Raw genomic sequence first — 14223 nt, forward strand, 5'->3', positions numbered from 1 at the left:
TTAAAGCTAAATTGGACAAAGGTGAAGACTTCGCCAAACTTGCCAAAGAATATTCAACGGACACAGGCACAGCTGAAAAAGGCGGGGAGCTAGGCTGGTTCGGACAAGGTGAAATGGTTCCTGCATTTGAAGAGCAAGCTTACAAAATGAAGAAAGATGAAATCAGCAAGCCGATTAAATCCGATTATGGCTACCACATCATCCAACTTCTTGATACAAAAGAAAAAGAATCATACAAAGATATGAAAAAAGATCTTGAATATGATTTGAAAGTCGCTCAAATTGACCAAACTAAAGTTCAGGACATTCTGAATTCAGAAGTCAAAAAAGCGGACGTGAAGATTAAAGATAAAGATTTAAAAGATGCCATCACTTCTGGTGACGCAGCCAAAGCTGAAAAATAATTGAATAGTAAAAAGCGACAGGACTTTACCTGTCGCTTTTTTTTCATCATTCGGGCTATGCTCCCTGATTTATATCCTTTTTACGCCTCTCACGCTCTTCTTCCATGCGGTCAATGTATTTCTGGCCTTCCTTTTCAATCCAAGCATCATCTATGAGGCGTTCCTGCCTAGCTGTCCAAATTGACATGATTGCACTGACAATTATTCCAATAAACACGAACCAAATCCAAATTGGCATGTCCTTTCCCTCCCAAAAAATCTACTATTCATTTACTAGAGAATATGCTCGAAAAAAAAAAATATGCTTCTTTCTCCATCGAGAAAGAAGCATATTTCATTAAAATGTCGGTTTATAGAATGAACGATTATCGAGCGCGAAGACTCTTTCCGTAAATTCACCCGGCTTCACTTTTTCCAAGGCGCGGTCCATCATATTTATCTTGGCATCCATATTATCAATATAATGCAGCACTTCCGCTTCCCTAACCATCGGCGGCTTGGGACTGCCCCACTCAGCTTTACCATGGTGGCTTAATATCAAGTGCTTGAGAATCATGATTTCTTCCGCTTCAATGCCCAATTCCTCTGCAGCTTTACCGACTTCATTCACCATGATGGTGATATGCCCCAACAAGTTCCCTTCCACTGTATAAACAGTCGAAACAGGTCCAGATAGCTCATGCACCTTTCCAAGGTCATGCAGAATGACCCCAGCATACAAAAGATCCTTATTGAGGGAAGGATATAGGGTTGAAATGGCCTTAGCCAGCCCTAGCATCGATACAACGTGATAGGCCAGTCCCGACATATACTCATGATGGTTCTTGGTGGCAGCAGGGAACGTCAGGAATTCATTCTGATATTTTTTTATGAGATGCCTAGTCACCCTTTGGATATTCGGATTCCTCATTTCAAAAATAAATTGAGTGATGGTTTCCATCATTTCTTCCTGACTTAAAGGAGCCGTTTGAATTAAATCGGCTTTCGTGACCCCGTCAGTATCTGAAGTAATTCTAATATTACGGATTTTCAATTGGCTGCGTCCTCGATAATTCTGGACTTCCCCTTGAACTTTCACTGTTGCTTCCGCACAATATGTTTTCTCATCAGCCTCGGAAACATCCCATAGCTTTGCCTCTATCTCGCCGGTTTTATCGCACAAAATCAATGTTAAAAAAGGCTTTCCATTACTTGCCACCGCTTTTGTACTCGTTTTAATGTACATATATATATCTACTACTTCACCAATTCCGTAGTGTATGATCCCATTTCCCATGCGACTGCCTCCGTTCAATTAAATATCAACATTATAACATACCAATCTCGTTAGTGCGTTTAGTTTTCGTTAATAAGTGATAGACATTGGACAGGAAAAACTAAAGCTTTGCCGTCTCTTATCACTCCACAAGAAAACCAGGCTTGACCCCAAGCCTGGCTCTCCAATCAAATCTATTTCAACAGTTTTTGTTCGGACAATACGCGCACTTCTCCTGGCCATCAATTCGGTAATATAAACAGCATGTCACCCGTTTATAAGGGTTCATTGACTCCGGAACACTTTTTTCCCCAATGAATCGTTTAAAGGGGGAACGCGTTTCAATATTCAGCCATACCTCATCTTCAAGAAGGATTTCAATGTCCTTTTCAACTCGCGTCTTTATATCAGTTTGCTTCAATAACTCACTATACATCCATACCGTATAGCTCCAAATATTTTCCCAGAGAACTAGTTTCGATATTTTAGCAGTTCCGGAAAAGAAGCGAATGGCATCAGCACCAAATCTGTTCAGTATGGAATGGAGGGCAGAAGGGCTTTCCTTTTCCGTGACATGGCTCCACCTGTTGGTTTTCAGCAAAAAATTCGGGAGCCAATGCTCATCTTCCGGATCATCCAAAACACCAAAGTCCTGAAGTGTGCCTTCCCAGATAAGCCGATGTTTGCTTAACATGTACAATTGTGCCGTGACAAAAAAAGCATAGCGTCTGAACCACATTGAAATGGCTATCCTTGACGTTTCCGCCCCAGTCCGGGCTTGTGCATACTGAATAAGCTCATCAGCATGATTGAAGGTCTTGGAAACTTGGGCTACATCTCGAAAGGATATCCGGTAACCCTGAAGTTCTTTTTCAATGGCTGGTGTGAGGTTATGCATTGGCCAGCGCTTTTATCTGAGTTTGTGCGTAGCGCCCTTTACCAAACGGGACGCACATGGGACTGCCGAAAATTGGATCAAAGGATATTTGACATTCCATGCTGAATACATGCTGTACCAATTCAGGCGTGATGATATCCTCCGGCCGGCCTTGAGCATGTATCGCCCCATTTTTAAGTGCCACCAGATTATCCGCATAACGGCAAGCTAAATTCAAATCATGAAGCACCATAACGATCGTTCGGTTCTCAAACTCATTCAAGTCGAACAATAAGTCCAAAATCTCGATTTGATGGGTCATATCAAGATATGTAGTCGGTTCATCCAACAAAATGACATCAGTATCCTGAGCAAGCGTCATGGCTATCCATGCCCGTTGCTTCTGCCCTCCCGATAATTCATCGACTGCCTGATCCTTTAAATCGGTCAGATTCGTTGCTTCAATCGCCTTTTGAACTTTATCTTCATCCACGGAACTCCACTGTTTCAACCAACTTTGATAAGGATATCTTCCTTGTTTAACAAGTTGATAGACGGTAAGCCCTTCAGGAGCAACCGGGGATTGCGGAAGAATCGCCATCTTTCTCGCTACATCCTTCGATGGCATGGTTGAGATCGCTTTGCCCTCGAGCAAGACCGAGCCGGATTGAGGTTTTAACAATCGGGCTACAGACCTTAGAAGTGTTGATTTTCCACATCCATTAGCACCGATGAATACGGTGATCTCCCCTTTGGGTATTTCTATATTCATATCATTTATTATTAATTTATCACCATAACCGAGCGATAAAGACTGAGTGTTAATAGCTGGTCGCATTAAAATACTCCCCTTTTAGTCTAATAATACCATTTTAATGAAAATGATTCTCACTGTCAATCTCAAAAAGGAATATAAACCATAAACTCCATGTCCCATTCCTCTTAAATGATTCATTAAAGTGAATGCTCCTTTAAAGATATGAAGCTTCCTTTGGAAACATTAATCTAAAAAAAACAGCACATTATACTTTCATTCATCACTGCCTGTAGCTTCCGAACGATAGTCCATTCTCCCCCCTCTGCGAATCACTATCGGAATTTCCAAACTCCATTTAGCGGAAAATAAAAAAAGCCCTCCATATGGAGAGCCTTTTAACCGACAAGCAGGCGATTTGTACAATGTTCCAGGGATTCATCCCTAATGAAGGTAAATAAATCGTGATCGATAAAAGGAATGATTCCTTCTGCAATATTCCATGCATTGACCTCTATTTGATAAAGGATTTCTGATTTTCCTGTACGGTGCAGCTCCTCACTAAGCACAGCAAGATCGGGGTCTAATGCGTGCCCCATCTCATGTGTGAGAATCACCCATGTATACTCCTCAAGCCTTGCAAGCGAGCCTAGGGAGCGTTCACACTGAATTTCAATATCTCTCTCATATAAAGTGATGCGATGACCTATGGCAGAATATTTTCCCCCAACACATCGTTTACCAGGAAACTCCTTTTCGATGATTAACTCCAAAGAAGAATCATGGCGGCTTACAAACTCATTCCTATTCAATGACTTCACTCTCTTTATTTATAGTTTAAGACCCATTATATTTCGGGGATGATCAAATCATTCATATTTTGGCGCAATACGGGGCTGGATAGACGAATCACTTGATTTTCACTAAAGTGCTCCATTATATATCGGTGGCATGTAAAAAATAAGATTTGCCGCTTTTCCGAAACTTTTTTCAATAACTCAAGCATCCTTTTTGTCCTTTCCGCATCAAAATTGACGAAACTATCATCAATGATGAGAGGGAATGAATCATTTTCAAAAGTATGATCAGCAAGTGCGAGCCTTAAGGAAACATAAATTTGCTCAGCTGTCCCGCGGCTGACCTCTTCAACCCTGAAACTCAAACCATCACTGCGCTGTACCAAAATCCCTTCTCCCGACTGATCAAGGATGATTTTCCGATAGTTTCCATTCGTTAAAAAGGAAAAATGCCGCTCGGCATCAGCGATCACCTTCGGCAGGCGCTCCCTTTTATATCGGTCCAATGTTTTATTCAATAAGCTTTTGGCTATTGCCAATTTCGCCCATTCCTTCGCCTCTTCGTTAAAAGCAGCTTTTTCTTCATGAAAACGATGAAGTAAATCATCATAAATCCCAGAAACTTCAAGCTGTTTTATCTTATGCTTCGCATCCGCCCGCTTCTCTAACAAAAGGGATTTCACCTTTACAGAATCCTTCCGTTTCTGTTCTGAATTCTCAAATGTATAAGTATTGATCCCCTGTTTTAAATAAGATTGGATTTGATCAGGCAGCATTCTGGATTGCCCAATTTGAGTGGTAATCAAATCAAGCTGCTTTTGTAAGGTGATTTTCTTTTCGGACAATGCAGCGACATGCCTGAATTCTTCCTCGTCCTTGACCTTCGCTAACTTAAAAAGCATTTCCATTTCTGCATCAAGATAGCCATTTTCCATCGTCAGCTGCTCGATTTCGTTCGTCAAACGACTTCTTTCCTGCATCCATTGCGTTAACTGAACGGAGAATTCAACCGCTTTATTCAACTCCCGTTTCAATTGGCCAATCGCTTCCCTCCATGTGGATGTTTCAAAATCAAGGCTATTTGCAAAATGAAATAAAGCCTTTGATTTACCCTCAAATTCTGCCTGGAGAAAATCATGCCTCTTGATTGTTTCATATTTCCTATCAACGGCTTCCTTCCATTTCTCAAGAAGTTCAAATACAGATTCAAGATTAATTTCCATTCCAGGATAAGACAGACCCCAACCGCTTAAGATCTTCCTCAATTCTTTATCCAACCGGTCCCTGCTAGCTTCCCAACCGGCATACTCCTGAATCGTCGATTCAAACGCTTCCTCCCTTTCTTCATATTTGAAACTTTCACTTTCAAAGCGCCTTTGGAGACGTTGGTCCAGTTCAAGCAGCCTCCCCATCGACTCTCCTTCACTCCCTTTATTGGTTTCACTCCCAATTGCAGCCCTTTTCCTTTTCATCTCATCCAATTGCCTGATATACCCGGACGATATATCATCACCTTTAAAGAGATACCTGGAAACCGCAAACAGAACAGCTACGGCTAGAAGTATCACCCCCAACAAAATCTGTTCACTGAAATAACTTCCGATTGCACCTAAACATAGTAGCACTATTAAACTGCCATTCATGATATGTGAACGTTTGTGATTATCCGCTTCCTTCTTCCTCTGTAATCCCAATTGCTTTTCAAGTTCAAGTATTTGTTCATCAAGAATAAGGGATTGTGCTGCTTCAAATTCGATGTTATTCTGCTTGTTGTATAAGGACTCCAGCTCGATTCTTTTTTCATCTGGCAGTAACTGGGCCTTAATCTCCTTCAAATGGGCTTCTGTCGTTTCCAGACTTCCCTTTTGCAGTTCATATTTCTCATCGAGCTGTTTTTTATCATTTTGGAGCCGATGCTTTTCCCTTTCGGCCCTTTTCACCTTTTCCTTCATGAATGTACTGATATCCAGTTTTCTTATTTCCTCATCAGAAACATCCAAAAATAATTCCTGCTTCACCTTTTCGATATTCTTTTCTTCCAACAGCCTTTCGTGTTCCGCTTTTCTAATATCCAACTCGAGCTTCTCCAACAATGTTCCTTGATCGATTGCATGTTCAATTTGCTCTTTATGCTCCTTGATGAATGGATTGATTTTGATTTCCGTGAGTTTCCCCTCAAGTTTGTTCATTTTCTCAGTCAATGCAGCAAGTTGGGCTTTCATGGGGATACCAACTGCCTGTAGCTGTTCAAGTCTTTTTAAACCATCAACAGGAAAATTCACATCCGGAATTTTACTTATTTCAGCCTCTAGTTCCCCCTGTTCTTCAACCAAGGGTTTAATTCGCAAAAAAGCACTTACGTTAACAAGATTTTCTTCAATCTCTTGAATATCCACCGTGACTTTAGAGAGCTCCGCCTTAAGTTTTGCTTCTTCCTGAAGTAATGCCGTATATGACTGCTGCTCTTCTTCAGATGCTTTCACCTTTTTCTGCAATTCCTTAAGTTCTTTCATTTTCACATTCAGTAAAGGTTTTTGGCCTGATGGCTTGAACCTTGAATCGAGCTCTTTTTGCAATTTCGTTTCGGCTTCAAGAAGTTTATCATTCCCGATCAGCCCGGCTGAAAGCAGATATTTACTCATCGTACCTTCACTTAGTGTATGTAATCCCTGCAGACCTTGAAGGTCGAAAGAAAAAATGGCTTGGTAATAGTTTTTATCAACGCCATGAAGAATCTCATTCAATTCTTCCTCGCCGCCGACCCTTCCATCCTCGAAGGTCAATTTCACATCACCAGTAGCTTTTCCCTTCACACGTTCAATAACGATTTCCCCGTCTTTTTTTGTTATGAGGCTGAGCCTTCCCCCATATTTGGCATGCATTTTGGGCTCGTAACGCGGTTCGATTTGAACCTTTGTCGGAAAACCAAACAGCATACTATGAATGAAAGACATGAGGGTTGACTTGCCCGATTCATTTTCCCCAAAGAAAATCTGCAGCTGTCCCAATTCAGGAAAACGCTGATTTTCCAGTTTGCCGTAACCATAAACATGGAGGTCTTTAATAATCAATTCCGTTGCTCCTCCCTACACTCATTTATTCGCTTCAAAAACGTGCAAAAGCCATCTTTCCGCTTCATCCAACAGTTCCCTCTGCTCATCCGGCTCTATTGAATCAAGAAACCTTCTTGCTCCCTGATGAATGTATAGCGGGGCAAGAGCAGCCTCCGTATCATCAAATTCAGAAGCAAGCCTGGATACCTCAGCCAGAAATGGCGATATACTTTCATTTGACCTATTCATAGGAATGGACTGGATGAGTTTGATTTTATACACCCAGACAAATGATTCCCCTTGGTCCCCTTCCTGCAAAATCCGGGTCAATTCTTCAAGATATTCCCCGGAAGCTCCTGCTGCATCACCTGCATCCAGCTTCAACTCCAAAAGAAAGCTTCTCCCATCGAAACCCTTCCGTTCAATTACTTCCTTGCATTGCTTGAACAGGGGATCAAATCCACCTTCTGCAGATAATTCAATTGTTTCGCTTTCCCATATCACCTCAGAGGTTTCAATAAAAGAATGGCGCTTCATGTCCCCATCGAATTCTATAAGCATGCACCCTTTGACGCCTGACTCCTTTCTGTTCCTGCCTTGAATATTTCCTGGATATATCACAAGCGGATCTTCCGAAACAACCTGATGTTTATGAATATGGCCTAATGCCCAGTAATCGAAATCTTTGGCAGCAAGTTCCTTCAATGAAAAAGGGGCGTACGGGCTATGTTCGGAATTGCCTTCCAAATTCCCATGAAGCAGACCTATATGATAATCGGCCCCTTCAGCTTTTATGTAGGTTTCGATCATTCTCTCCCTTACTTGACGGCGCGGATAACTGAATCCATAAAGGTGGACAGTCGTCCCATCGATTTTTTCAAATCGTTTCATTTCGGTTTGCCCTGAAAATACGTGGACATTATCCGGCAGCCCCACAGTAATCCATGAGCCGCTAAGGTGATCATGGTTACCATGAATGATATAGGCAGGGATTTGATGTTGCTGGAGTTTTTCCATCTCGGTCCGAAAGCGGACCTGTGTTCGGAGACTCCGATTTTCCCCATCAAATAGATCCCCCGATAACACGATAAAGTCAACCTGACGGGTAATTGCCTCATTAATGATAGTTTGAAAAGCTTTAAACGGGCTTTCTCTTAATTCCTTTAATATAGATGACGGCATATCCTTCAACCCTGAAAAGGGACTATCCAGATGGAGATCTGCCGCATGAATGAACTTCACACCGCTCAAAAGTGTCACCTCGATTTCTTTCAATATTTCATATTCAATTTTAACATGAGCAGAACATACTTTCCCATACATTATTATTTTAATACGTCATCATGCAGTATGGGCAAATTCAACAGGAAAAAGACCGAATGGCGAACATTGTTTCATTCACGGCATTCGGTCTTTTTCATCAATTAAAGATATCCATACTTAAATAGCGTTCACCATTATCCGGTGCAATGCATAATACTCGTTTTCCGCTTCCAAGACGACGGGCTTCCTGCAGGGCAGTCCAGACAGAGGCACCTCCTGAAGGCCCAATCAATATCCCTTCCTTCGAAGCCATATCCTTCATGGTAGAAATCGCATCTTCATCAGCCGCTTGAACGATTTCATCAAATACCTCTGTATTTAAGATGCTAGGGATAAAACCAGGGCTCGTACCCACTAACTTGTGGGGACCAGGCTTTCCTCCGGAAAGAACTGGGGAACCCTTAGGCTCGACAACGACAACCCTTAAATCCGGCAGATGTTCTTTCAAGGCTTCACCTGTACCGGTTATCGTTCCTCCCGTTCCGGCAGTAGCGACAAAAACATCCAGGTCTCCATCCATCTGATCCAGAATCTCGACTGCTGTCGTCACTCTGTGAATATCAGGATTGGCTTGGTTTTCGAATTGCTGCGGAATAAAGCTATTAGGAATCTCTGCTGCGAGCTCCTCAGCTTTACGAATGGCTCCCGGCATCCGCTCTGATGCAGGGGTGAGGACAACTTCCGCTCCGTATGCCTTTAATATATTGATTCTTTCTTTCGACATATTATCCGGCATGACCATAATCGCCCGATATCCCTTAGCCGCGGCATTCATGGCAAGCCCAATACCTGTATTCCCTGATGTTGGTTCTATGATCGTAGCCCCGGCTTGAATGATACCATCCAATTCTGCCTGCCTAATTAAATTGAAGGCAGCCCGATCTTTTACACTGCGGCTCGGATTGAAATACTCAAGTTTCACGAATACCTCAGCGTCATCCTCCGCTGTTAAATGATTAATCCTAACAACAGGTGTATCTCCTATCAATTCAGTGATATTATTAACGATTTTTACCGTCATTCAAAAAAACCCCCTTCGATCCATACACTTCCAACATGCACTTTTACTCAAGTTTATTATATCATTTATGATTTTTCATTTTAAAGAGAGAATTCCTCTAGTATAAATAGGTTTTGTTTTCATTCTTTCCAAGCTTAAAGGAAAAAAAATGAGAAGTTAGTTCGATATAGTTACTTTTTCAAGATATTCAGCTATGTATCAATATTCCTTGTCTTAATAGATTCACTCACATAACAATAGTCAAAATTGACAGAAAATGATAAAATTTTTATAACAGTTGATAACATTTTTGATAAGGGAGTTTTTGAAAATGAGCAGAATATACAAATTAACCGTTTTTGAACCGTCAGGGGAAAAACTATTAGATGAATCATTTACAGCCGAGAATGATGAACAAGCAAAAGAATTGGGACAAAATCTATTGAAGGAAAAAAACTATCAAGATCAAACACATCGCTGTACATCGCCTTCAGGCGCTTTATTGCTTTTTCATCGCTGATTGAAAATGGAAGCGCAATCACGAAAAAATATGATCAAGTTTTCCATACTTTCCTTATATAAAAAAAGGCCGTCACTGGAAAGTGACGGCCTTTCTTATTCATTTTCCAATGAAGTTCGGTTTCCTTTTTTCCACGAACGCTTTTATTCCCTCTTGGTGATCCGCTGTTTGGCGCATTTTCATCTGAGCAGCTTTTTCAATCTCAAGCATCTTAATTAATAGCGGGCGATTTTTTTCACTAAGGATCTTTTTCGTTTTAATCATGGCCTGCACCGGACTTTGCAGCCAAGATTGCACTTTTTTCTCTACCGCATGTTCCAAGGTTCCGTCTGCCACTTCATGAATGAGGCCCTTTTCTTTGGCTTCAAGCGCTGTAAGCACTTTACCTTCCCAGATCAATTCTTTCGCACCCACTTCACCAAGACGGCGTTCAAGGAAGAAGTGTCCACCGCCATCAGGGATTAATCCAATCCCGATGAAATTCATCGCAACCTTACTTTCCGAATCGGCAATAAGATGATCCGTTGCAAGAGCTATACTCAACCCTAGCCCTGCAGCTGCACCATGAATGGCACTGATGGTCAATTTAGGCATGAAGTATAGGGTGGTCACCAATTCACTGATTCCATCCATCAGCTCATCGAAAGCGTTTTCTTTTCCAGGCGAGAGCATCATCTTAATGTCACCACCAGCGGAAAACGCTTTCCCATTCCCTTTTAAAATGACGACGTCCACTTCATCATTCTCGCTCACCTCCTTCAGGGCATTAATGAAATCATGCAGCATTTTCGGATTTAGAGAATTCATTGCCTCTGGACGGTTCATTGCAACAGTGGCCGTCCTGTCCGAATATGTGACTAAAACCGTGCCTGCAGGTGATGTCGATTCAATACTCAATTTATTTCCTCCTCTTTCGTTCTATGAATCTATTATATATTCATCAACCATTTTCAGAATAGGGTGAAAAGTAATAATTAAACAAATATACCATTATTTATTGATATATTTATCCTGAAGCTGATCACGCAATGCCCTTTTCAAAAACTTCCCAACGCCGGTTTTTGGGATTTCATCCAAAAAGACCACTTCATCCGGCAGCCACCATTTTGCAAACTGCGGTTTTAAAAATTCGATGATGTCTTCCTGGGACACTTGTCCCTTGTATGCCTCCTTCAAGACAACACAGGCGATCGGCCGTTCCTGCCACTTTTCGTGAGGCACTGCAATTACCGCCGCCTCAAAGATTCCTTCATGGGCCATTAAGGCATTCTCTATATCAACGGAAGATATCCATTCACCGCCGCTTTTAATCAAATCTTTAGTCCGGTCAACGATTTTCACGAATCCTTCTCCATCAAGCGTGACTACATCTCCTGTATAAAGCCAGCCATCTTTAAACGTATCCCCTGACCTCTCATCCTTAAAATACTCATTGGCAATCCAAGGACCCCTGATCAGCAATTCTCCCATTTCTTTTCCATCAGGCTTCACTTCGCCATCCTTACCGATCACTTTAATTTCTATCATTGGCGAAACAAGGCCCTGCTTGGCCTTCAACTCATAAAGTTCTTCTTCAGGGAGGTCTTCCTGATAGCTTTTGGGTTTCGATATAAATACGAGCGGGCTTGTTTCAGTCATTCCATATGCATGCAGGAATGGTATCCCATACTTTTGTTCAAAGGTTTTAATCATGCTTTTCGGAGCAGCCGACCCTCCGCATAAAACGGCACGAATACTGCTCGTATCATGGCTGCCTTCTTCCAGCTCCTTCAATAAGCCCAGCCATATCGTCGGAACCCCTGCTGCGATAGTAACCTTCTCCGTCTCTATAAGCTCCGCCAAAATCTTTGGGGTGAAATAGGGCCCTGGCAAAACCATCTTCGTTCCAAACCAAACACTGGCAAAAGGCATGCCCCAGGCATTCACGTGAAACATCGGCACGACAGGAAGGGCCACATCACGCTCGCTTATTGCTGTAGAATCGGCAAGCCCCAGTGCAATCGCATGCAGTAAAATTCCGCGATGCGAATAAACCACACCTTTTGGGTTCCCGGTCGTGGCGGACGTATAACATATGCCGGCAGGTGCATTTTCATCCAAGGTTTGGATGAATGGCTGTTTCGGATTTCCTTCGGCTAATAATTTTTCATAATGATAAATAGGTGAAAGGGTCGTTTCAGGCAGCTCATCTTTATCCGTCATAATGATATACCCTTCCACTGTCGTTAACTCATCTTTAATTGCTTCCAAAAGGGGGATGACATCCGGATCTATCAATAATAATCGATCCTCAGCACTATTGACGATATAAGAAACATGTTGAGGGGACAAACGCATATTGATTGTATGTAAGACAGCACCATGACAAGGAATCGCAAAATAAGCTTCTAAATGCCGATGATGATTCCAGGCAAGCGTTCCAATACGGTCACCTGTTTGAATACCGAATTTTTCAAGATTACTGGTCAGCCTTCTTGTACGCTCAGCAATCTCAGCATATGTAAATGTGTGAATGCCACCATCCGTACGCGAAACTACCTCTTTCTTCGGAAAATATTTTTCAGCTCTCTCAATGATTTGAGTCATGATCAATGGAGTATCCATCATTACAATCTCCCCCTTATATTAAAAGCATGCTCATTATATATTCGACCAGAAAAAAAATAATCCTTTTTCCCTAGGTACCTTTTATATTATTTTGAATCTGTCTTTATTTTGATGATATTTTCATATCAGTTTGACGGCAAAAAGCAGATTCAGAAAGGAAGCGGATTTTTGAAATCAACTGGAATGTAATTCAAGAAAAAACGTAGGCTGGACTCATTCCGAAAAAATTTTAGATTAGGTTATTCTTCATATTTTTTTCTGTAATCCTTAATGGATGGAAGAAATTTGCGACACTCCTGCCGAATTACTGGCTGGCCGAGACCCCACAGGCGTTTGCGTCAAGGAGGCTTGGCAGACAGTCAGCGGAAAGGGAGCGGATTTCTGAAATCAACTGGAATGTAATTCAAGAAAAAACGTAGGCTGGACTCATTCCGAAAAAATTTTAGATTAGGTTATTCTTCATATTTTTTTCTGTAATCCTTAATGGATGGAAGAAATTTGCGGCACTCCTGCCGAATTACTGGCTGGCCGAGACCCCACAGGCGATTGCGTCGAGGAGGCTTGGCAGGCAGTCAGCGGAAAGGGAGCGGATTTCAGAAATCAAGCAGAAACATTTATTAAGAGCGGAATCTGAAAAGTTTTTATAAACCATCTAAATCTAGTGGTGCAGTTCCATGACAATTTTTTATGTTTCTTTCTAGAAAAAAGAGGAAATAGTAAAGATACAATTATATTTAGAGGGAGCTCATTTATGGTAAATAAAATAAACGAAGAACTAGAAGCTTATTGTGCGAGTGAATATTCAAAGCTATCACGGGTAATTGTTTGTGAACCTCATTATATGGAGATCAGAGAGATCATTAACGAAACACAAAAAGAGTTTCAAGAAGAAAATATCGATCAAGCACTCGCCTTGGAGCAGCACACACAATTTACAAAGGCTCTAGAACATGAAGGGATTGAAGTCATAAAACTTCCGCCTCAATTTACATATCCGGAACAAGTCTTTACGAGAGATATCGGTTTCACTCTTGGCGAAACCGTTTACGTAGCTGAGTTGGCAACAGGTATCAGGCAGGGTGAAGAACAAATATTGAAATCCTGGCTCGAAAAGAATGGTATTTCATATTTCAACCTCCTCAAAAATCATATTGAGGGTGGGGATGTCCTTATTGACGGAAAAACCATTTATATTGGAATCAGTGAAAGAACGGATGAAACATCCGTCAAGCATCTTCAATCCTTATTACCGGAATACGAGGTCATAGCGGTTCCTTTCATTGAAACATTCCTTCATTTAGACTGTGTTTTCAATATCATATCACCGACAGAGGCGCTTATTTTTCCAGAGTCCTTTACAAAAAAAGAGATGGATTTATTAGCTTCACGTTATGACATGATTGAAGTGACGAAAGAAGAACAATTCACTTTAGGTACCAACGTGCTTTCGATTGGGAATAAAAAATTATTCAGTCTACCCTGTAATAAACAGGTAAATAGTCAGCTTCGTGAACGCGGATATGAAGTCATTGAAGTCGATATAAGCGAAATCATCAAGTCCGGTGGCTCGTTCCGTTGTTGCACCATGCCACTATTGAGGACAACAAAAAAGAGGACTGATTCAGCCTGAGCA

The 14223-nt window shown here is 41.6% G+C and carries 13 protein-coding genes; 3 read left to right on the forward strand and 10 right to left on the reverse strand.

The window, feature by feature from the left end:
* A partial coding sequence (locus AC2YHV_RS12700; protein WP_487373336.1) for a peptidylprolyl isomerase occupies positions 1 to 404 on the forward strand: 404 nt, incomplete at its 5' end.
* Positions 405 to 459: 55 nt separating this feature from the next.
* Here AC2YHV_RS12700 and AC2YHV_RS12705 read toward each other — a convergent pair.
* The 8 genes from AC2YHV_RS12705 to cysK all read right to left on the reverse strand — a co-directional run bounded on the left by AC2YHV_RS12705 (position 460) and on the right by cysK (position 9484).
* On the reverse strand, positions 460 to 642 hold the full coding sequence (locus tag AC2YHV_RS12705) for a sporulation YhaL family protein (protein WP_057275795.1): 183 nt from the start codon (positions 640 to 642) through the stop codon (positions 460 to 462).
* A gap of 99 nt (positions 643 to 741) precedes the next feature.
* The gene (yhaM, locus tag AC2YHV_RS12710) at positions 742 to 1680 is read right to left on the reverse strand and encodes a 3'-5' exoribonuclease YhaM (RefSeq protein WP_034314712.1); all 939 of its coding nucleotides are present in this window, start codon (positions 1678 to 1680) and stop codon (positions 742 to 744) included.
* A 178-nt stretch (positions 1681 to 1858) separates the two neighbouring features.
* Entirely contained in the window at positions 1859 to 2557 is a 699-nt protein-coding gene (locus tag AC2YHV_RS12715; RefSeq protein WP_063577114.1) for a (2Fe-2S)-binding protein, read from the reverse strand.
* Positions 2550 to 3374 carry an ABC transporter ATP-binding protein gene (locus AC2YHV_RS12720; RefSeq protein ID WP_063577115.1) on the reverse strand — a complete coding sequence of 275 codons (825 nt, stop codon included), beginning with the start codon at positions 3372 to 3374 and terminating at the stop codon, positions 2550 to 2552. The genes AC2YHV_RS12715 and AC2YHV_RS12720 overlap by 8 nt, the downstream gene beginning before the upstream one ends.
* A 314-nt stretch (positions 3375 to 3688) precedes the next feature.
* Positions 3689 to 4102, reverse strand: a complete 414-nt coding sequence (locus tag AC2YHV_RS12725) for a hypothetical protein (RefSeq protein ID WP_034314717.1) — start codon at positions 4100 to 4102, stop codon at positions 3689 to 3691.
* 35 nt (positions 4103 to 4137) lie between these two features.
* Positions 4138 to 7158: an ATP-binding protein gene (locus AC2YHV_RS12730; protein ID WP_487373337.1), complete on the reverse strand. Its 3021-nt coding sequence runs from the start codon at positions 7156 to 7158 to the stop codon at positions 4138 to 4140.
* A gap of 21 nt (positions 7159 to 7179) precedes the next feature.
* Positions 7180 to 8382 carry a metallophosphoesterase family protein gene (locus AC2YHV_RS12735; RefSeq protein WP_487373437.1) on the reverse strand — a complete coding sequence of 401 codons (1203 nt, stop codon included), beginning with the start codon at positions 8380 to 8382 and terminating at the stop codon, positions 7180 to 7182.
* Between the two features lie 178 nt (positions 8383 to 8560).
* Entirely contained in the window at positions 8561 to 9484 is a 924-nt protein-coding gene (gene cysK, locus AC2YHV_RS12740; protein ID WP_034314721.1) for a cysteine synthase A, read from the reverse strand.
* Between the two features lie 310 nt (positions 9485 to 9794).
* Between cysK and AC2YHV_RS12745 the strand changes: the two genes are divergently transcribed.
* Positions 9795 to 9983, forward strand: a complete 189-nt coding sequence (locus AC2YHV_RS12745) for a YhzD family protein (RefSeq protein WP_048677954.1) — start codon at positions 9795 to 9797, stop codon at positions 9981 to 9983.
* A 99-nt stretch (positions 9984 to 10082) separates the two neighbouring features.
* Here AC2YHV_RS12745 and AC2YHV_RS12750 read toward each other — a convergent pair whose 3' ends face one another.
* Together AC2YHV_RS12750 and AC2YHV_RS12755 are read right to left on the reverse strand one after the other, a co-directional pair.
* A complete protein-coding gene (locus AC2YHV_RS12750) occupies positions 10083 to 10880 on the reverse strand; it encodes an enoyl-CoA hydratase (protein ID WP_034314728.1) in 798 nt (265 codons plus the stop codon).
* A gap of 93 nt (positions 10881 to 10973) precedes the next feature.
* Complete coding sequence (locus tag AC2YHV_RS12755) at positions 10974 to 12590, reverse strand: long-chain fatty acid--CoA ligase (RefSeq protein WP_487373338.1); 1617 nt, start codon at positions 12588 to 12590, stop codon at positions 10974 to 10976.
* Between the two features lie 751 nt (positions 12591 to 13341).
* On the opposite strand from AC2YHV_RS12755, the gene AC2YHV_RS12760 reads away from it, so the two are divergent.
* Positions 13342 to 14220: a dimethylarginine dimethylaminohydrolase family protein gene (locus AC2YHV_RS12760; RefSeq protein WP_487373339.1), complete on the forward strand. Its 879-nt coding sequence runs from the start codon at positions 13342 to 13344 to the stop codon at positions 14218 to 14220.
* The last annotated feature ends 3 nt before the right edge of the window (positions 14221 to 14223 follow it).

It is taken from the genome of Peribacillus sp. SRI_006 (assembly GCF_057586375.1).

Excerpts from the sequence above, each read along its gene's own strand:
- AC2YHV_RS12760 (WP_487373339.1), top strand. The coding sequence starts at position 13,342 with ATGGTAAATAAAATAAACGAAGAACTAGAAGCTTATTGTGCGAGTGAA.
- cysK (WP_034314721.1), bottom strand. The coding sequence starts at position 9,484 with ATGACGGTAAAAATCGTTAATAATATCACTGAATTGATAGGAGATACA.
- AC2YHV_RS12745 (WP_048677954.1), top strand. The coding sequence starts at position 9,795 with ATGAGCAGAATATACAAATTAACCGTTTTTGAACCGTCAGGGGAAAAA.
- AC2YHV_RS12715 (WP_063577114.1), bottom strand. The coding sequence starts at position 2,557 with ATGCATAACCTCACACCAGCCATTGAAAAAGAACTTCAGGGTTACCGG.
- AC2YHV_RS12705 (WP_057275795.1), bottom strand. The coding sequence starts at position 642 with ATGCCAATTTGGATTTGGTTCGTGTTTATTGGAATAATTGTCAGTGCA.
- AC2YHV_RS12720 (WP_063577115.1), bottom strand. The coding sequence starts at position 3,374 with ATGCGACCAGCTATTAACACTCAGTCTTTATCGCTCGGTTATGGTGAT.
- AC2YHV_RS12755 (WP_487373338.1), bottom strand. The coding sequence starts at position 12,590 with ATGATGGATACTCCATTGATCATGACTCAAATCATTGAGAGAGCTGAA.
- yhaM (WP_034314712.1), bottom strand. The coding sequence starts at position 1,680 with ATGGGAAATGGGATCATACACTACGGAATTGGTGAAGTAGTAGATATA.